General features: G+C 62.4%; 16 protein-coding genes and 1 tRNA gene. 7 read left to right on the top strand and 10 right to left on the bottom strand.

The window, feature by feature from the left end; genetic code table 11:
- Positions 1-168 precede the first annotated feature (168 nt).
- The 3 genes from ccsB to AC4BBN_RS12065 form a co-directional block, all read right to left on the bottom strand.
- Entirely contained in the window at positions 169-1,512 is a 1,344-nt protein-coding gene (gene ccsB, locus AC4BBN_RS12075; RefSeq protein ID WP_490592222.1) for a c-type cytochrome biogenesis protein CcsB, read from the bottom strand.
- A complete protein-coding gene (locus tag AC4BBN_RS12070; RefSeq protein ID WP_490592221.1) occupies positions 1,509-3,626 on the bottom strand; it encodes a cytochrome c biogenesis protein ResB in 2,118 nt (705 codons plus the stop codon). The genes ccsB and AC4BBN_RS12070 overlap by 4 nt, the downstream gene beginning before the upstream one ends.
- A 130-nt stretch (positions 3,627-3,756) precedes the next feature.
- Complete coding sequence (locus AC4BBN_RS12065) at positions 3,757-4,395, bottom strand: c-type cytochrome (RefSeq protein ID WP_490592220.1); 639 nt, start codon at positions 4,393-4,395, stop codon at positions 3,757-3,759.
- Between the two features lie 95 nt (positions 4,396-4,490).
- Here AC4BBN_RS12065 and yihA point away from each other — a divergent pair, with 95 nt between their 5' ends.
- Positions 4,491-5,261 carry a ribosome biogenesis GTP-binding protein YihA/YsxC gene (yihA, locus tag AC4BBN_RS12060; RefSeq protein ID WP_490592219.1) on the top strand — a complete coding sequence of 257 codons (771 nt, stop codon included), beginning with the start codon at positions 4,491-4,493 and terminating at the stop codon, positions 5,259-5,261.
- 60 nt (positions 5,262-5,321) lie between these two features.
- On the opposite strand, the gene AC4BBN_RS12055 is transcribed toward yihA, so the two are convergent.
- Positions 5,322-6,188 carry a lysophospholipid acyltransferase family protein gene (locus tag AC4BBN_RS12055; RefSeq protein WP_490592218.1) on the bottom strand — a complete coding sequence of 289 codons (867 nt, stop codon included), beginning with the start codon at positions 6,186-6,188 and terminating at the stop codon, positions 5,322-5,324.
- 13 nt (positions 6,189-6,201) lie between these two features.
- A complete protein-coding gene (locus tag AC4BBN_RS12050; RefSeq protein WP_490592217.1) occupies positions 6,202-7,056 on the bottom strand; it encodes a lysophospholipid acyltransferase family protein in 855 nt (284 codons plus the stop codon).
- A gap of 151 nt (positions 7,057-7,207) precedes the next feature.
- On the opposite strand from AC4BBN_RS12050, the gene metK reads away from it, so the two are divergent.
- The 3 genes from metK to AC4BBN_RS12035 all read left to right on the top strand — a co-directional run bounded on the left by metK (position 7,208) and on the right by AC4BBN_RS12035 (position 10,150).
- Positions 7,208-8,389: a methionine adenosyltransferase gene (gene metK / locus AC4BBN_RS12045; protein ID WP_490592216.1), complete on the top strand. Its 1,182-nt coding sequence runs from the start codon at positions 7,208-7,210 to the stop codon at positions 8,387-8,389.
- A gap of 8 nt (positions 8,390-8,397) precedes the next feature.
- Positions 8,398-8,784 (top strand): hypothetical protein, encoded by a 387-nt coding sequence (locus tag AC4BBN_RS12040; protein ID WP_490592215.1) that lies wholly within the window; start codon positions 8,398-8,400, stop codon positions 8,782-8,784.
- 142 nt (positions 8,785-8,926) lie between these two features.
- Positions 8,927-10,150 (top strand): multidrug effflux MFS transporter, encoded by a 1,224-nt coding sequence (locus tag AC4BBN_RS12035; protein WP_490592214.1) that lies wholly within the window; start codon positions 8,927-8,929, stop codon positions 10,148-10,150.
- Positions 10,151-10,166: 16 nt separating this feature from the next.
- Here AC4BBN_RS12035 and galE read toward each other — a convergent pair whose 3' ends face one another.
- From galE to hrcA, 3 genes are all read right to left on the bottom strand, one after another.
- Entirely contained in the window at positions 10,167-11,177 is a 1,011-nt protein-coding gene (galE, locus tag AC4BBN_RS12030) for a UDP-glucose 4-epimerase GalE (RefSeq protein ID WP_490592213.1), read from the bottom strand.
- Positions 11,178-11,204: 27 nt separating this feature from the next.
- Positions 11,205-11,281 (bottom strand) — tRNA-Ile (locus AC4BBN_RS12025).
- 32 nt (positions 11,282-11,313) lie between these two features.
- Complete coding sequence (hrcA, locus tag AC4BBN_RS12020; protein ID WP_490592212.1) at positions 11,314-12,318, bottom strand: heat-inducible transcriptional repressor HrcA; 1,005 nt, start codon at positions 12,316-12,318, stop codon at positions 11,314-11,316.
- Positions 12,319-12,346: 28 nt separating this feature from the next.
- Here hrcA and AC4BBN_RS12015 point away from each other — a divergent pair, with 28 nt between their 5' ends.
- From AC4BBN_RS12015 to rapZ, 3 genes are read left to right on the top strand one after another with little or no spacing between them, the layout of a single operon-like run.
- Complete coding sequence (locus AC4BBN_RS12015; RefSeq protein ID WP_490592211.1) at positions 12,347-13,240, top strand: NAD kinase; 894 nt, start codon at positions 12,347-12,349, stop codon at positions 13,238-13,240.
- Positions 13,241-13,243: 3 nt separating this feature from the next.
- Positions 13,244-14,893 (top strand): DNA repair protein RecN, encoded by a 1,650-nt coding sequence (gene recN, locus AC4BBN_RS12010; RefSeq protein ID WP_490592210.1) that lies wholly within the window; start codon positions 13,244-13,246, stop codon positions 14,891-14,893.
- Between the two features lie 5 nt (positions 14,894-14,898).
- Positions 14,899-15,813 carry an RNase adapter RapZ gene (gene rapZ, locus AC4BBN_RS12005; protein ID WP_490592209.1) on the top strand — a complete coding sequence of 305 codons (915 nt, stop codon included), beginning with the start codon at positions 14,899-14,901 and terminating at the stop codon, positions 15,811-15,813.
- Positions 15,814-15,883: 70 nt separating this feature from the next.
- Here rapZ and mutY read toward each other — a convergent pair whose 3' ends face one another.
- Together mutY and AC4BBN_RS11995 are read right to left on the bottom strand one after the other, a co-directional pair.
- A complete protein-coding gene (gene mutY, locus AC4BBN_RS12000; protein ID WP_490592208.1) occupies positions 15,884-16,966 on the bottom strand; it encodes an A/G-specific adenine glycosylase in 1,083 nt (360 codons plus the stop codon).
- Entirely contained in the window at positions 16,963-18,915 is a 1,953-nt protein-coding gene (locus tag AC4BBN_RS11995; protein ID WP_490592207.1) for a dynamin family protein, read from the bottom strand. Before AC4BBN_RS11995 ends, mutY begins: the two co-directional genes overlap by 4 nt.
- Positions 18,916-18,948 lie beyond the last annotated feature (33 nt).

Genomic DNA, 18,948 nt, shown 5'->3' with positions numbered 1-18,948 from the left:
GACTCCTTGGATACATGAGTATCAGTCGTCCGACACAAAAAAACCTTACAAGTTTCCTTCACTGTCCAACTTCTCCATTCCAGAGATACCGTGGAGCCGGCTTCGCCGGGCCACTGGTATCGCCACCTGCAAGGGGGTTGGCGCAGCCTGGGGGTGTTTCAAAGCCTTTTACAAGGTTCCGTAGCTGTGCAATCCACTCAGGAACATGTTCACCCCCAAGAAGGCAAAACTGGTGACGCCCAGGCCGGCCAGCGCCCACCAGGCCGCCACAGTCCCGCGCAGACCCTTCATCAGACGCATATGCAGCCAGGCGGCATAGTTGAGCCAGACGATCAGCGCCCAGGTTTCCTTCGGGTCCCAGCTCCAGTAGCCGCCCCAGGCCTCGGCAGCCCACAAAGCCCCCAGCACAGTGGCGATAGTGAAGAAGGCGAAGCCGACGGCGATGGACTTGTACATCACGTCGTCCAGAATATCCAAAGCGGGCAAGCGCGAAGCGATGCGCTTGCGCCCGGCCAGTATGCCGCCCATGATGGCCGCCGAAATCGCAAAATACACGGCCCAGTAGCTGCCGCCAGCCTCCGCCGTGGTCTTGCGGAACACCAACGGCATGAAGCACAGCACGATGCCCAACAGCCACAGCGGCGTGAGCTTGTGCCAGCGGGTTTCCAGCGCCTGCTGCTTGACCAGATAGGCGAACGCCACCATCGCCGCCAGGGAAAACGTGCCGTAGCCGATGAAATTGGCCGGCACATGCAGCTTCATCCACCAGCTCTTCAGGGCGGGCACCAGGGGCTGGATTTCATGCGCTTCGCGCACCACGGTGTACCAGAGTAAGAAACCCACCGCAGCACTGACCACCAGCATCACCATGGCACCCAGCGCGCGGGTGTTGTATTGGGCCTCGAAGTACAGGTAGAAGGTGGTCGTGAGCCAGCAGAACAGCACAAACACTTCGTACAAATTACTGACTGGAATGTGACCCACATCGGCGCCGATTAAATAGCTTTCGTACCAACGCACCATGGTGCCCACCAAGGCCATGGTCACTGCGGCCCAGGCGATACGCGAGCCTATGGATTCCAGGCTGGCACTATTGCTGCCCGCAGCCACCACGCCCAACCAATAAAAAATGGTGGACATGAAAACCAGCACGCTCATCCACAGAATGGCCGACTGGCTGGACAGGAAATACTTCAACCAGAACACCGACTCCGAGCGCGGCAAACTGCCCTGGCCGTCCACCTGGTAGGACCAAATCGCCAGCAGCGACAAGGCCGTCACCAGCAGCATCAAAGCCCGCAAGGGCCGCCAAAACCAACCCACCCAGATAGCGGCGGGCATGGCGGCCAACATGATGCCTTTTTCATACACGTCCATATAGGCCATGTAGCGACTGAAGGCGAACAGCCCACCCGCCAGCACCAGGACGGCAAACACCCAGTCGAAGGTGTTGCGGCGAGAGAAATAGCCTTCGTTCAACTGGACAGTTGCGGGCGTGGATACGGTGTTCATAGTAGCTCCTTGGCCCCAATCAGCCTTCTCTTGAGGTGGTCAAATTCGCGGTCACCGTCCAGGGTCTTGCGGTTGGTGGACAGGGCCATGGTGGCCTGCGTCCCGCCATCGCGGCGGCTGAGCCAGACCCATACCCGGCGTTCACGTACGTACAACATGGCAAACACGCCCAGTATCAGGAAGGCACAGCCAAGATACACCACTTTTTTACCCGGCGCGCGCGCCACCTGGAACACACTGGCCTGCACCTGGTGAAAGTCAAGCAACTCAAACGCCATGGGTGCGGGGTAGAGCTGCACATCGCTCAGCGCCAATACGGCCTGGGTCATGAAGCCCTGGTTGTGGACATTGGGCTCCAGCGGAGGCAGGCCGGCTTTCTCCTGGCCGACCTGGGCCAATTCAAACAGCACGCCGTTCAGGATACGCACCAGCACCTCGCCGGCCCGTGGGCGCTCGGCTTCAGGCACATTGGCCTCGATGAAATCAGAAATTGCCTGCAACCCGCCCTTGGCCGTACCCGCTGCGGAGGGCGACTGCGCGCCAGCAAACAAGGCCATAGCCCGGCCGGCGGACACCGACAATTGCTGCGCCAGCTCAGGGCGGGACGGGTCCACCGCCTTGGCCGCATAGCGCTGCACCGCACGCTCACGCTGCACAGGATCGGCCAGGGCCGCACGCAAACGCTGGAAGCCGTCCATGCCACCTTGCTCGTCCGCCGGTATGCGCAGATAACGGAAGGCATCGGCCGGGTTCTCGCGCACGCCCAACAGGAAGGCGGGGACACCGTCGCCGGTATCCACGGGCAGCATGTAGTTGTGGAATTCGCGGGCCTGGCCTGCAGCGTCGCGTAGCTTGTAGCCGATGCTGGGGCCGACGTTACGCAGCACCTTCTGGGTTTGCGTCTTGTTCGCAGCCCCCAGGCGCGAGTCAATGGAGTGGCGCAGGTCTACCTTGCGTGGGTCGGCACCGGAGCCGCCCGCATCGCCAAAATTCTCCACGTTGATCACCCGCAGCGCGGTGTATTCCAGCGTCAGCTTGTCACCGTCGATGCCGTGGCTCAGTGGGGTGTTGCCGCCAATCACACCATTGACCTCGAATGGCTTGTTGCTGACGACCATGGGCACGGCCCGCAGCTTGACCGACGAGCCGCCATCGTCAAAGCTGGACTGGTAAATCTCCACGCCCTTATAGCTGGCCGGATGGTTGACCTCAACCCGCGCCGGGATGGCGGCGCCGGTTTCCTTGTCATGGATGACGATATCGCTGGCAAACAGCTTAGGCATGCCGGTGGAGTAGTACTCGACGATGAACTTCTTCAGCTCAATGGCAAACGGCAAGTCTTGCAGCACCACGCCATCGGCGCGGTTCAGGATGGCCACACTGGCCTGCGAGCCTTCGGCCACCAGGATATTGCCGCGAAACGTCGGGTTGTTCGGGCCCAAACGGTTGGCCTGCGGCACATCGGCAATCAATCCACCGCCGGTGTAGACCGACTTGCCATTCAGCAGCATTTGCGCCTTCACCACCAAATCACCATCGGACAGCCCCCCCAGGCAAATCAGCACGATGGCACTGTGTGCGGCGATGTAGCCCAGCTTGTTGGCCGCGCCGGCCTTGGCTGCCACCATCCAGCCATGGTCGCGCTGCTGCAGCTTGACCTTCCAGCCCCCGCTGACCAGAGTTTGCCCGATACGGCGTGCAGCCGCTTCGGGCTCTTCGTCAAGGGCCGCCTCAGCACGATGGCCAAACGCCCTCAAACTCTGTTCGCGGATGTTTTCCTTGTAGGCGCGCAGATCCACCAGTATCTTGGGTGTGCTGCGGGCGATGCACAGCGAGGTGCTGAGCACCAGGAACGCCAGGATCAGCATGAACCACCAGGCGCTGTAGATGGTGGTCAGGCTGGCTGCGGCAAACACTTGGGCCCAGAACGGCCCAAACTGGTTCACGTAGTTCACCAGCGGCTCTTGCTGCTTGAGCACAGTGCCGATGACGGAGGCAATGCAGATCACCGTCAGCAGAGAGATCGAAAATCGCATCGACGACAGCAGCTCCACAGCAGAGCGCAGTGCCTGGGAGCCGGTTTTGACGCGAACGCCGTGGGTGGTAACGGTCATGTGAAAGAGAGGGAAACTGCGGTGGCAGGAATCAAAAAAGGCGGACCATCGAGGATGGCCCGCCTTTTAGGGTATCGGTGGCGTGCTTGGTTCCATCACAGAACCCGCACCAGGGCTTATCTCTGGGCAATCAATGCAGGCCGGCCACGTAGTCGGCAACCGCCTTGATTTCACGGTCGTTCAGCTTGGCCGCTACCTGGGTCATCTGCAGGCTGTTATTGCGAACACCGTCACGGAACGAGGTCAGCTGTGCCGCCACATAGTCGGCGTGCTGACCGCCCAAACGGGGGTACTGTGCAGGAATGCCTGCGCCATTGGGGCTGTGGCAACCAGCGCAGGCGGCGATCTGGCGGTCGGCAATGCCACCACGGTAGATGCGCTCACCCAATGCGACCAGTTCCTTGTCCTTGGCGAAGCCAGGTTTGGCCTTCTTGGTGGTGACCCAGTAGGCGATATTGCGCATGTCCTCATCGCTGAGAGTGCTGGCAAAGCCTTTCATGATGGCATTGTTGCGCTTGCCGGACTTGAACTCCTGCAGCTGCTTCACCAGGTACTGAGGATGTTGCTGGGCCAGCTTGGGATTGGCCGGAACGCCTGAATTACCGTCGGCGCCATGGCAGGCTGCGCATACCGCCGTGAAGCTTGCCTCGCCTTTGACCAGATCCGGCTTCGCTGCCGCCGATGCAGGGGCGGCCGCTTCGGCCGCTGTGGCTGAGAACATGGGTACGGCCAGAGCGACGGCGGTAAGCAAGGAGACAAGAAGCTTCATATCGTGTTTCTTATTAATGTCTGTTCGTGTGCATACAACCCGATGATTCTACAATGCGGGTCCGGTTCTCTCCATGAGAACCTCTTGAAGATCGCATGATTCCTACCTCTACACCGCCCTCCGACGGCTCCGCGGCGAGCCCGTCCGGCGCGCCCCGCAGCCCTGCTGCACCTGCTACACCGGCACCCCCCGCCAAAAGCCAGGCCATCATCGCCTCGGGCTGGATGCACACGGCCAGGTTCCTGACCACCGCACCGCAGTTGCACCATTTGCCGCCGCTGACCGTGCCCGAGATCGCTTTCGTGGGCCGCTCCAACGCAGGCAAGTCCACCTGTATCAACACGCTGACCCAACAAAAACAGCTGGCCTACGCCTCCAAGAAACCCGGCCGCACCCAGCACATCAACCTGTTCAGCCTGGGCAAACAGGGCGTGATGGATGCCGTGCTGGCCGACTTACCCGGCTATGGCTACGCAGCCGTGCCCAAGGCCGACAAGATCCGTTGGCAACAGGTGATGGCCAACTACCTGGTCACCCGGGAAAACCTGGTGGGCATCGTGATGATGTGCGACCCGCGCCACGGCCTGACCGAGCTAGACGAAATCCTGCTGGACATCGTGCGCCCACGCGTGGTGGAGGGGCTGAAGTTCCTTATCCTGCTGACCAAGGCCGACAAGCTGAACCGTGAAGAGTCCACCAAGGCCCTGTCCATAGCGCGCCTGCAGGCCGGTGGCGGCGAGGTGAAGCTGTTCTCGGCGCTGAAAAAGCGCGGCATTGACGAAGCCAGCCAGCTGCTCTGGGACTGGGCCCATCCAGCCACGCCACAAGGCTCAACCCTGCCACAAGAGCCAGCCGAAGAAGAATAGTCTTTTAGGCCTCTGGCGCAGGTAGAACCTGCGCCAGCAGCTCCTAAAAAAAGAGCAAACTCAGTACACCTCGGCCGATCCTTCGGGCCGGGTCTTGAAACGTTTGTGCACCCAAAAGTACTGCTCGGGCATGCGGAGGATGTAGTCTTGCAGGCGCTGGTTCATCAGCGCTGTATCCGCCTCTACATCGTTCGTTGGGTAGTCCGTCCAGGCCGGCAGTATCTGCACCTCATAACCCTGTGGCGTCATGCGCGTCAGCACCGGCACCACCTTGGCCCGGCCCAGGCGGGCAAAGCGTGGCAACGACGGTACAGTGGCGGCCAGCACACCAAAGAAGGGGACGAAGAACGCATCTTTGGCACCGAAGTCCATATCGGGCAGCAGATACAGCGGTTGACCTTTGCGCAGCGACGCCACGATATCCTTTACCCCCTGACTACGGTCAAACAACCGGGCATTGCCAAAGCGCTGGCGCCCGCGGGCAATCCATCCATCCATGATTTTGTTGGACTGCGGGGTGAAAATCGTATTGAAATCGCGCGGCACCTGCTGGGACAGCGCGGTCGCCCCCGCATCCAGACCCACAAAATGCGGCGCAAACAAAACGGCGGGCGCGTCGCCCTCCAACTGGGCCACATCGCCAGTCAGCCTCAAGCGGCGTAAAGTCCGCGCAGGCGAACCGCTCCAGAGCCAACCACGGTCCAGCCACGCCTGGGTAAAGTGCACGAATATTTTGCGCACCAGCGTACGCCGATCCTGCACAGAGCGCTCCGGAAAGCATAGCGCCAAATTGGCCATCGCCACCGCGCGCCGACTGGCCAGCAGCCCGTACAAAAGCATGCCCAAAGCCCAGCCGATGGCACGCAACCAGGACAAGGGCAAGCGCGCCAGCAGGCGCATCACAACAATCACAGCATGGGACAACATCAACGCTCCAGAATCAGGCCAAGGGCGGGGTTTCTTTGCGCGGCTGCTTGTAGCGCGCGTAACTCCAGAGGTACATGCCGGGACGCTGGCGAATCAGCGCTTCCATCGCCTGGTTCAGCGCGGTAGCAGCCACTTCATCACCCTGGTCCAGCGGTAATTGCAGGGAGTGCACATGAATGACATAGCCACGCCCCCAGGGCAAACGGTCACCTAAGGCTACCAGGATTGGGGCCCCGGTTTGGCGCGCCAAACGTAAAGCCAAGGTCATGGTGTAGGCCGGGCGGCCAAAGAACGGCGCCCATACGCCCTGCCCTTCACCGGGCACCTGGTCGGGCAGCATGCCAACCACGCGGCCCTGCCTCAGCGATTTGAGGATCATGCGCACGCCAGCGGTGGTGGTGGGCGCGGCTTCCAGTCCCGGCGCCGAGCGGGCATCTTTCAGCAAGCCGTCGAGCCAGGCGAATTTGGAGGGCTTGTACAGAATCGTCATGGCACCGTACTGCGCGGAAAAGCGCGCGGCATGCGCCTGCGGCACAACTTCAAAGCTGCCCACATGGGGCGTCATGAAGACCAGGCCTTTGCCCTGGGCCAGTGCGGCCTCCAGCAGTTCCACTCCCTGCCAGGTGATCTTGGGCAGTTTCTGCGCCCGTGGACGCAACCACAGCCAGGGCAGCTCGGTCACCAACTTACCGGCTTCGGCAATCGCGCGACGCGCTTGGCGCGGCGCAATGCCAGCCTGGGCTACGTTCTCACGAAAGCGCCTGCGGTAGGTGGGCGAAGCCAGGTAAGCCACCCAGCCCAGCAGTGCGCCCACCATGTGCAACACCGACAGAGGCAAATAAGCAGACCATCGAAATATCAGGGACATAAAACTAGGCGGTAAAATAAAAACTGTCGCTGAGTTAATTGAACTACTTGCAGGGCGACTTAAAACACATCTGCTAAAGCGTTCGCCAAGGCCCCAAGCTAGAAGCAACGCATCCCGTGTATTGTCTTCAAAACGAAGGAGCTTAATCAAAATGGCGAACGACTTCCTCTTTACCTCCGAATCCGTCTCCGAAGGCCATCCCGACAAGGTAGCCGACCAAATCTCTGACGCGATTCTGGACGCTATCTTCAAACAAGACCCGCTGAGCCGCGTCGCCGCAGAGACGCTGACCAACACCGGCCTAGTCGTGCTGGCCGGTGAGATCACCACCAACGCGCATGTGGACTACATCCAGGTGGCGCGCGACACCATCAAGCGCATCGGCTACGACAACACCGAATACGGCATCGACCACAAGGGTTGCGCGGTCATGGTTTGCTATGACAAGCAGAGCAACGACATCGCCCAAGGCGTGGACCACGCGAGCGACGACCACCTGAACACCGGCGCCGGCGACCAGGGCCTGATGTTCGGCTACGCCTGCAATGAGACGCCCGAGCTGATGCCCGCGCCTATCTACTACGCACACCGCCTGGTTGAGCGCCAGGCCCAGTTGCGCAAAGACGGCCGCCTGCCCTTCCTGCGCCCCGACGCGAAGAGCCAGGTGACCATGCGCTACGTGGACGGCAAACCGCACAGCATCGACACAGTGGTGCTGTCCACCCAGCACAGCCCGGACCAGAGCGAGACCGACAAGAAGATGAAGGCATCGTTTACCGAGGCCATCATCGAAGAAATCATCAAACCCGTGCTGCCTAAAGAGTGGCTGCTGGACACCAAGTACCTGATCAACCCCACCGGCCGCTTCGTCATCGGAGGCCCACAAGGTGACTGCGGCTTGACCGGTCGCAAGATCATTGTGGACACCTACGGCGGCGCCTGCCCGCACGGCGGTGGCGCATTCAGCGGCAAAGACCCCACGAAGGTGGACCGCTCGGCAGCCTACGCGGCCCGCTATGTGGCCAAGAACATCGTGGCCGCCGGCCTGGCGCGCCAGTGCCAGATCCAGGTGGCCTACGCCATCGGCGTGGCACGTCCGATGAACGTCACCGTCTACACCGAAGGCACGGGCGTGATTCCTGACGAGCAGATCGCCGCCCTGGTGAACGAGCACTTCGACCTGCGCCCCAAGGGCATCATCCAGATGCTGGACCTGCTGCGCCCAATCTACGAAAAGACCGCAGCCTACGGCCACTTCGGCCGCGAAGAACCCGAGTTCACCTGGGAGCGCACTGACAAAGCAGCCGCACTACGGGCCGCAGCAGGCCTGTAAAGACCTCCGTGGCACGCACAGCAGCACGCCGTTGGGGCGCGCTGGGTCCATGGGATGCCTTGCGGCAGCCCCTGCCGCGCAAATTGCTGATCCTGGGTCCGCAAGGCCTGGGTGATGCAATTGCCCTGCTGCCCGCGTTGCGCATGCTGCAGCGCCACGTCAAGATAGACATCAGCTGGACGGGCAGCCGCACCCACCAGCACCAGGCAGCAGTTGTGGACGCAAGTGATTTCATTCCACTCGACGCGGACCAAACCACAACCTGTTTTGACCCGCCGCAAAGAGTGGAAATACGAATGAACCTGCGAGCACCCGCAGTACGCCGCACGCATATCCGTCCGACCGCTACGACTCGTCGCCCTATGCCTGCATGCACGACCTGTTACCAAGAGTGATCGCACCAACAATACCTGCAATGCCAAGCGACGGCATCCAGCTACAAGCCACTCCACCAAGGTGCCTGATGAGCAAGACCCAGTTCAACGATGTTGCCGGCGACACCTCAAGCTACGCGGGCAGCACGGCCCCCCTCGCACCATGAACCCTAACGCCGCCCAACTATGGGTCGCGCCCCGCTGGGCCCTGGCCATATTGCTGGCGGTGCTGGGCATGCTGGGGCCGTTTTCCATCGACACCTTCATACCCGCATTCGACGGAATAGCCAACTCCTTGGGGGCCTCGCCGGCACAGATGCAGCAGACGCTATCGGCCTATCTGTTTGGCTTTGCCTTCATGAATCTGTTCCACGGAGCCCTGTCCGACAGCTTCGGCAGGCGTCCGGTGGTGCTGACCGGGTTGGCCGTGTTCACGGCAGCCAGCATGGGCTGTGCGCTGTCGCAAAGCGTTGCACAACTGGTGTTCTTCCGCGCGCTGCAAGGCCTTTCCACCGGCGCGGGCATCGTGGTATCGCGCGCCGTAGTCCGCGATATGTTTCCACCGGCGCAGGCACAAAAGGTGATGAGCCAGGTCACCATCTACTTTGGTGTGGCGCCTGCCATTGCGCCCATCATCGGGGGGTGGCTATTCGTCCACCTGGGTTGGCACAGCATCTTCTGGTTTCTGGCGGGCGTTGGATTGCTACTGTGGATCTCCAACTTCCGTTATCTGCCGGAAACCCTAGACCCGACCCAGCGCCAGCCCTTCAATGCACGGCATCTGCTTCAGGGCTATGGCGAGCTGTGCTCCAACCCGCGCTTTCTGCTGCTGGCACTGGCCAGCGGCATTCCGTTCAACGGCATGTTTTTGTACGTGCTGTCCGCACCGGCCTTCCTGGGACAAATCCTGGAGCTACGGCCCACAGAATTCTTCTGGTTTTTTGTGCTGACCATCAGCGGCATCATGACGGGTGCATGGATCAGCGGACGCATGGCAGGCAAGGTGCCACCCAAGACACAAATCCGCCATGGCTTTGCCATCATGGTGCTGGTGTCCGTCGGCAATGTGGTGGCCAATTTGCTGTTCAAAGCCCACGTGGCCTGGGCCTTGATTCCTGTGGCGATCTTCGCCCTGGGTTGGGCCATGATGGTGCCGGCCGTCACCCTGTTGGTGTTGGATCTCTACCCGGCGCGACGCGGCATGTCCTCGTCTCTGCAGGCCTGCCTGGGTTCCATTGCCAATGGCTTGGTGGCAGGCATACTCGCGCCGCTGGTCATGCATTCTGCGCAAGCCCTGGCACTGGCATCGCTAACCATGATGTCCATTGGCCTTTTTGCCTGGATGTGGCTACATCGGCGCTGGCCGGACATCGGCCGCTCGGCCTGATTGAAGGAAAGCGGCTTTAGGCCGCAAACCCACGCGGGTTCGCGCTTTGCCAACGCCAGGCATCGGCGCACATGGCATCCAGGCCCCGCTCGGCACGCCAGCCCAGCAGCTCTGCTGCCGCATGCGGTTCGGCATAGCAAGCCGCCACATCGCCCGGGCGCCGAGCCGCAACTTGGTAAGGCACAGGCTTGCCGCTGGCCCGCTCAAAGGCTTTGACCATGTCGAGCACGCTGTAGCCTATACCGGTGCCCAGATTCACCGTGAGGAAATCAGGCACGGACTGCAAACGCTCCAGCGCCTTCAAGTGGCCCACGGCCAGGTCCACCACGTGGATGTAATCACGCACACCGGTGCCATCGGATGTGTCGTAATCGTTGCCCCATACATTCAAAAACTCTCGCTGCCCCACAGCCACCTGGGCCACGAAAGGCATCAGGTTGTTGGGAATGCCGCGAGGATCCTCACCAATCAGGCCGCTGATGTGCGCCCCCACCGGGTTGAAGTAACGCAATATGCCAATGCGCCAGGACGCGTCGCTGCGGTGCAAGTCGCGCAGCAGATCTTCCACCATCAGCTTGCTACGGCCGTAAGGGTTGGTCGCGGACAGTGGATGGTCCTCGGTCAGCGGCAGCCGCTGCGGGTCTCCGTATACCGTGGCCGACGAACTGAACACCAGCGTCTTCACGCCGCACTCGCCCATGGCCTCCAGAAGACGCAAAGTGCCCACCACATTGTTGTCGTAATAACGCAGGGGCTGCTGCACCGATTCCCCCACGGCCTTCAGGCCTGCGCAATGGATAACGGCAGTAGCGCCGCTGCCACGCAGTGCCGCAACCAGTACCGCACGGTCCCGGATATCGCCCTCAATCACGTTAGGCTTCTTGCCAGTGATGCGTTCCACGCGCGCGAGGGACTCGGGCTGGCTGTTGCAGAAGTTGTCAAATACCGTGACGTCTTGCCCTGCATTCAGCAGTTCAACGCAGGTATGCGTCCCGATATAACCAGCACCACCCGTCACGAGAATCATGGGAGCCTTTTCATGCGAAAGATGAAATGGTAGGGCGTGAGTGACTTGAACACTCGACCAAAGGATTATGAGTCCTCTGCTCTAACCAACTGAGCTAACGCCCCACACAACCCAGCATTCTAACTGGCGCCGGGGCCTATTTTTGGTGGCTGAGGGCGTTGCTGACTAGCTTGGACGTAATGTCCACAATTTGGATCATGCGGTCATAGGCCATGCGGGTGGGGCCGATGACGCCCAGGGTGCCGACGATCTGGCCATCGACCTCGTAGGGGGCGCTGACGATGGACAGCTCTTCGAAGGGCACGACCTGGCTTTCACCACCGATATAGATGCGCACGCCCTCGGCCCGGCTGGAGACATCCAACAGGCGCATCAGCTGCGTCTTTTGCTCGAACAGATCAAACGCCCGGCGCAAGTGGCCCATGTCGCTGGAAAAGTCGCTGACGGACAGCAGGTTGCGCTCTCCCGAGATAACGACCTCGTCCTGCTCGCGCGCCAGGGCTTCGGAGCCGGCATTCACCGCCGCCTGCATCAGGCTGGCGATTTCGCCACGCAATGACTCGACCTCGTTCTTCAACCGCTCGCGCACCTGCTCAATGGATAGGCCGGCGTAGTTACCGTTGAGGTAGTTGGCCGCCTCGACCAGTTGCGAGGATGAGTAATCGACCTCGGTGAAGATCACGCGGTTTTGCACGTCGCCATCGGGCGAGACGATGATGACCAGAAAGCGCCGCTCGGACAGACGCAAGAATTCGATATGGCGAAACACCGAGGTACGCCGGGGCGCCATCACCACGCCGACAAACTGCGACAGGTTAGACAGCAGGTTGGCGGCGTTGACGATGACTTTTTGCGGCTGCTCGGCGACCAGCTTGGGCGGCGCCAACGGGCCGGGCTGGGCGGTGAGCATGGTGTCCACAAACAGGCGGTAGCCGCGCGCCGTGGGAATGCGACCGGCCGAGGTGTGCGGACTGACAATCAGGCCCAACTCTTCCAGGTCGGACATTACGTTGCGGATGGTGGCCGGCGACAGGTCCAAGCCAGAAGCTTTAGATAGCGTGCGCGAGCCAATCGGTTGGCCATCGGCGATATAGCGCTCGACCAGCGCTTTCATTAACAACTTGGCACGGTCATCGAGCATGTCACCATTTTAATGATGTAATTTGTGGATGAAATCACAATTCCGCCACGTGGCGCTATTTGGGAAATATGCTGCACCAGGCACCCTTGTCGCCAACGCCTCGTCGTGCAAGGTGCTGGAGGACATTGCGCAATTTTTAAGCAGCCAGGGATGCACCGTGGTGGTGGACCTGGAGACAGTGGCCAACACCGGCCTGCAGGGCTATCCGGCGCTGGATGTGGACGCGATTGGCAGGCAATGCGACCTGGGCCTGGTGGTCGGCGGCGACGGCACCATGTTGGGCATAGGCCGGCAGATGGCCCAGTACGGCGTGCCGCTGATCGGTATCAACCAGGGGCGCCTGGGCTTTATTACCGACATCCCTCTCAACAACTACCAGGCCACGCTGACGCCCATGCTGCTGGGCGCCTTCGAGGAAGACCACCGCAGCCTGATGCACGCGAGGGTGATGCGTGGTGGCGAGTGCGTGTTCAGCGCACTGGCCATGAACGACGTGGTGGTGAACCGCGGCGCCACCTCCGGCATGGTGGAACTGCGGGTGGAGGTGGACGGCCACCTGGTGTCCAACCAGCGGGCCGACGGCCTGATCATCGCCACGCCCACCGGCTCCACCGCCTATGCACTGTCGGCTGGCGGGCCGCTGATGCACCCCTCCATCCCTGGCTGGCTGATGGTGCCCATTGCCCCGCACACATTGACAAACAGGCCTATCGTGCTTGCAGATGCTGCAGAGGTAGCTATAGAACTCATAGCAGGCCGAGATGCCAGCGCGAACTTCGACATGCAGTCGCTGGCCACCTTGCAGCACGGTGACCGCATCGTCGTGCGCCGCTCCGAGCACCGTGGGCGCTTTCTGCACCCCCAGGGCTGGAGCTACTTCGACACCCTGCGCAAAAAACTCCACTGGAACGAGGGCGCCTGAGCCATGGCATTGAAACGCATCACCCTGCGCGACTTCGTGATCGTGCGCGAACTGGAACTGGACCTGCACACCGGCTTCAGCGTGCTCACCGGCGAAACCGGTGCCGGCAAATCCATACTGATCGACGCGCTGCAGCTAGCCCTGGGCAGCCGGGCCGACGCAGGTACGGTGCGTGAAGGTGCAACCCGAGCCGACATCAGTGCCGAATTCGACACCGCCCCCGCCACCACGGCCTGGCTGGAAACCGCTGGCTTTGACCTGGGCGACAGCCTGCTGCTGCGCCGCACCGTGGACACGCAAGGCAAGAGCCGCTCGTGGATCAACGGCAGCCCAGCCACCGCCACCCAGCTGCGTGACATCGGCGACCTGCTGCTGGACATCCATGGCCAGCACGCCTGGCAAAGCCTGACCCGGCCCGACACCGTGCGCGGCCTGCTGGATGCCTACGCGGGCTGCAACACCGCCGCATTACAAACCCGTTGGACCCAGTGGCGCAGCGCCCAAAAAGCGCTGGCCGACGCCCATGCGGCCCGCGACTCGCTGCAGCAGGAGCAAGAGCGCCTGGCCTGGCAAATTGGCGAGGTCGGCAAACTGGCGCCCGGCACCGACGAGTGGGAGGGGCTGAACGCCGAACACACCCGCCTGTCGCACGCCCAGGCCTTGCTGGACGCGGTGCAGACTGCCATCGACGCCCTCGAAGGCGAAGACTCCGGCGCCCTGTCCGGCCTGTCGCGCGCCCACACCGCGCTACATAATCAGGAGCACATTGCGCCCGAATATGCTGCGCTAGCCGAGGTTTTGGCCTCCAGCCTGGCGCAGGCCGAAGATGCCGCCCATTCGCTGCACGCCACGCTGCGCAAGACCGAGCTGGACCCGGACCGCCAGGCCCAGCTGGACGAACGCATGGCGCAATGGGTGTCGCTGGCGCGGCGCTACAAACGCACGCCACCCGAGCTACCGGCCCTGCTGGACAGCTGGAAAACCGAGCTGGCCCGGCTGGACGCCGCCGCCGATGCCGGCAAGCTGGAAGCCGCCGAGCGCCAGGCACACAAAGCGTATCTGGCCGAAGCCCAGGCGCTCACCAAGGCCCGCACCCTCGCCGCCCCCAAGCTGGCCAAGGCCATTACCCTGGCCATGCAGGGCCTGGGCATGCAAGGCGGCCAGTTCCAGGTGGCGCTGCAAAAAACCGAGCCCAGCGCCAGCGGCATGGAAGAGGTGCAGTTCCTGGTGGCAGGTCACGCCGGCAGCACGCCACGCGCCGTGGGCAAGGTGGCCTCTGGCGGCGAGCTGTCGCGTATCGCGTTGGCGATTGCAGTGACCACCAGCGAACTGGGCACGGCACAGACATTGATTTTTGACGAAGTGGATTCCGGCGTGGGCGGAGCCGTGGCCGAGACGGTGGGCCGGCTGATGAAGCAGCTGGGCCGCGACCGCCAGGTGCTGGCCGTCACCCACCTGCCCCAGGTAGCAGCCTGCGCCGACCACCATCTGGTGGTAGCCAAGCAGCGCGACGGCAAAAGTACGGTCAGCAGCGTGGCCTTGGTACAGGGCGAACAGCGCGTGGCCGAAGTTGCGCGCATGCTGGGCGGTGAAAAATTATCCGGCACCACCTTGGCACACGCCAAAGAAATGCTGGGCCCCACCTACTCCTAAGTGCCATGAAACTTGAAATCATCCTCATCACCGGCATGTCCGGCTCGGGCAAGTCGGTCGCCCTGCATGCGCTGGAAGACGCGGGCTACTACTGCGTGGACAACCTGCCGCCCGAGCTGCTGCTGAGCTTTGCCAAGCTGGAGCAAACCCAGGGCGCGCAGAAGGTGGCGATTGCCATGGACGTGCGCAGCGCCACCTCGCTGCCCCTGGTGCCGCAGTACCTATCCACCCTGCGCAAAAGCGGCGTCACGGTCAAGTCACTGTTCCTGGACGCCACTACCGACACCCTGGTGCAGCGCTATTCTGAGACCCGGCGCAAGCACCCGCTGTCGCGCTCGGACCAGGTGGACCAGCAGCACGCTCTGGTGGAAGCCATCGAACTGGAACGCGAGCTGCTGTCTGACTTGCGCGACCTGGCCCATGTGATCGACTCCAGCATCATCCGACCCTCGCAACTGCAGAGCTATATCAAGTCCCTGGTGGCCGCAGCCGATGCACAGCTGACACTGGTGTTCGAGTCCTTCGCCTTCAAGCGCGGCATTCCCGTGGACGCGGACTATGTGTTCGACGTGCGCATGCTGCCCAACCCGCACTACGAGCCTGACCTGCGCGCGCTGACCGGGCGCGACGCGCCGGTAGCCGAGTTTCTGCACAAGAGCCGCGACGTGGCGCAGATGTTCACCCACATCGAGCAATTCCTTTCACACTGGCTGGATCGGCTGGCGCGCGACCACCGCAGCTATGTCACGGTGGCGGTGGGCTGCACCGGCGGACAGCACCGCTCGGTCTACCTGGTGGAGCAATTGGCCGCCGCGTTCAACACCCGCTGGGTCACGCTGAAGCGGCATCGTGAGCTGGATGCCCGTGCCAGTGCCCGGGGCCCGTCCAGCGAACCTACGGCAGGCGCCACTATTTTTTAAACAAAAAGTGCCTCCAGCGCAGGATATACCTGCGCAAGCAGCTACACAATCAATAGCAAATCAACTTAAATCAAGCGGCAGACAGCAGCTTGCGTATGGGTGCCGGCAAGCCCACCTCGGGCCACCGCGCAGCCTCTACCCAGTCGCCTTCCAGGCCTGGGCGGGTGCCCGGCGCCAACTGCAGCTGCACCGGGTGCAGATACAGGTCTTTGTGCGTCAGCACATGCAGAAATACCGGCAGATCGTCCAGCTCCGCGGCCCCGGTCGTAGCGGCCAGCGCGTCGCGGCTTTCGAACACCGGCAGGCAGTACAGGCCGGCCCACACGCCAGCATCCGGCCGTCGCTGCAGCCACACGCGGCCGGCCGCGTCCTGTGCCCACAGCAGCCACCAGGATTCGGTGCTGCGCTTGAGCTTGCGGGTCTTGACCGGATATTTTTCTGGCGCGCCCTCGCGCTGGGCGGTGCACACCGGCTGTACCGGGCACAGCAGGCAGGTGGGCTGGCGCGGCATGCAGACGGTGGCGCCCAGGTCCATCAGGCCCTGGGTGTAGCGCGGCATGGTGTGCAGGCCGGCCTGCGCGGGCAGCAGGGCCGTGGCCTGGTCCCACAATGCACGCTCATTGGCGGCCACAGCCAGGTCGGCATCGAAACCCAGCACCCGGGTCAGCACCCGCTTCACATTCGCGTCCAGGATGGCGGCACGCTCGCCATAGCAGAACGAGGCGATCGCAGCAGCAGTCGATCGGCCTATGCCGGGCAGGGTCTGCAGCAGCTCCGCCGTGGGCGGAAAGCGGCCGCCGTGCACCTCCATGACCTGCTGGGCGCAGCGGTACAAGTTGCGGGCACGGCTGTAGTAGCCCAGGCCGCTCCATAGGGCCAGCACATCGTCCAGGCTGGCGGCAGCCAGGCTTTGCACATCCGGGAAGCGGGCCAGAAAGCGCGGAAAGTATTCCAGCACCGAGCTCACCTGGGTCTGCTGCAGCATGATTTCAGATAGCCAGACGCGGTACGGGTCCTGCGTGTTCTGCCAGGGCAGACTGTTGCGGCCATGGCTTTGCTGCCAGTGGATCACCTGCGAGGCAAACGCGGTCGCCACCGCCTGGTGCGACGCGAATGGTGGCGCGGCCTCGCGCGCGGCCAGGACCTCCGTCATGCGCCCTCAGGCCGGGGCGGCAAATGCGCGCCTGCGGTGGAAATGAAGTACGAGGTCAACAGCTGCAGGCGGGTGTCGAACTGGCCCAGCACCGCTTCTTGCGCCTCGATTTCGGCGACCCGTTCATCCAGGCCGCCAGCAGCTTCCTGGATGCGGTCTATGGCGTCTATGCGCCGCACAAAGCTTTTTTGCCGCTCTTTGAGCTGGTCGTCCAGTTGGGCTGCGGCGGACTTGCTCCACAGCTCGACATCGCCAAACGCCGACTCGAAAACCAAGCGCAGGCGCGCGGTCAATGCCCGCACCAGCCGTTCGACAAACTCGGGCTGGGCCAGCTTCATCACATTGCGCAGGCCCAGGTACTGGATGTGGCTGTTTTCGATCTGGTCCAACTCGCCCTGGTAGTGCGGCACATCGGGCATGCCGTACAGCTGCAGCGAGAAGCTGTATTCGGCATTCAGCTGGCGGAAGGTGCCGTCCAGCATCTGCTGCATCTCCAGCGCCAAGGTCTGGGCGCGGGCCAAGTTGTCACGCAACCGGGTAAAAGTGGCGGTGTAGACGCCCTTGGCGCCCAGTTTCAGGCCAGGTTGGCGCAGGGCCTGGGCCAGCAAAGCCATCTCGGCCTTCACCGCGCGGCTGCCCAGCAGCGCAAACACATCCCCCAGCAGGCGGTGCTGTACGGAGCGCACGGCCTGTATCTTGGTACTGCCCATCTCGAAAGCGCGCTTTTCCTGTTCGATGCGGGAGCGCATGTTTTTCACCACCACCGTGTTCTTGCCGCCCAGGCCTTGTAGCTCCTGCTTTTGCTCGGCCAGGTCGCGGCGGCGGATGTGCAGCACACGACCGGTTTCCTTGCGCAGATCAGAAATGCCGCGCGACAGCTCGTCGCGCAATATGGCATGGCGCTGGCCCAGAATGCCTTCGCTAAGCGCGGTCTCCAACAGAGGCAAGCCACTGGCCTCCAGCAGGGCCGCGTTGGCGCCGATCTTGGCGACCAGGCCCTTCTGGGCCGAAACGGCCAATACACGTTCCACCGCCACCCCCAGCAGGGCAGCCGACTCGGAACGCTGGCGGTCGATTTGTGTCTTTAGCTGCTCGGCTGTGCTCAGCGTGTCCCACAAGGTGTCAACCTTGTTCAACACAACTAGACGGGCATGGCTGTTTGCAGCATCCAGGCCCAGGTGCTCGCGCCATACCGCCAGGTCGGACTTGGTCACGCCGGTGTCAGCCGCCAACAAAAACACCACGGCATTGGCCTGGGGGATCAGGTTGACAGTCAACTCGGGTTCGGCGCCGATGGCATTCAGCCCTGGCGTATCCAGAATCACCAGGCCTTGCGCCAGCAGGGGGTGCTCCACATTCACCACGGCATGCCGCCAGCGCGGCACTTCCACCTTGCCTTCGGCGTCGAGCACGGGGTTGTCCTCGGGCACTTCGTCATGCCAGAAGCCCAAAGCACGGGCCTCGGACTGGCTCACACGGCGGACTTCGGTGACTTTTTCCAGCGCGTTGGCCAAATGCTCGGCGTTGTCCACGTCAAGCTCGAACTGGGTCCACTTGTCGGGCGACTGGCGCCATTCGGCCAGGGACTGGGGCAGCAGCCGCGACTCGATGGGCAGCAGGCGCAGGCTGGGCGACGTACCTGCATCGAAGCGCAGCTCGGTCGGGCACATGGTGGTGCGGCCAGCGCTAGCGGGCATGATGCGCCGCCCGTAGCCAGCGAAAAACAAAGCGTTGATCAGTTCCGACTTGCCACGCGAAAACTCGGCCACAAAGGCCACCGTGACCTTGTCGCTGCGCATCTGCTCTTCCAGACGCTGCAGGCGGGCCTCCACCCCGGCGTCCATCAAGGCGTGCTCTTTCATCCAAGCTGAAAGCAGCTTCAAACGCAGCACGAACTCGCGTCGCCAAGCTGCGTATTCGCCTAATTGTTGGTTGATGGAGGTCACCACGGTGGGCTGTGCTTTACTTGATATAAGGCGTTA

The organism is Rhodoferax sp. SPJ21 (assembly GCF_058216335.1).
The sequence above is the reverse complement of the archived record's forward strand: the minus strand, read 5'-3'. Positions and strand labels throughout refer to the sequence as shown.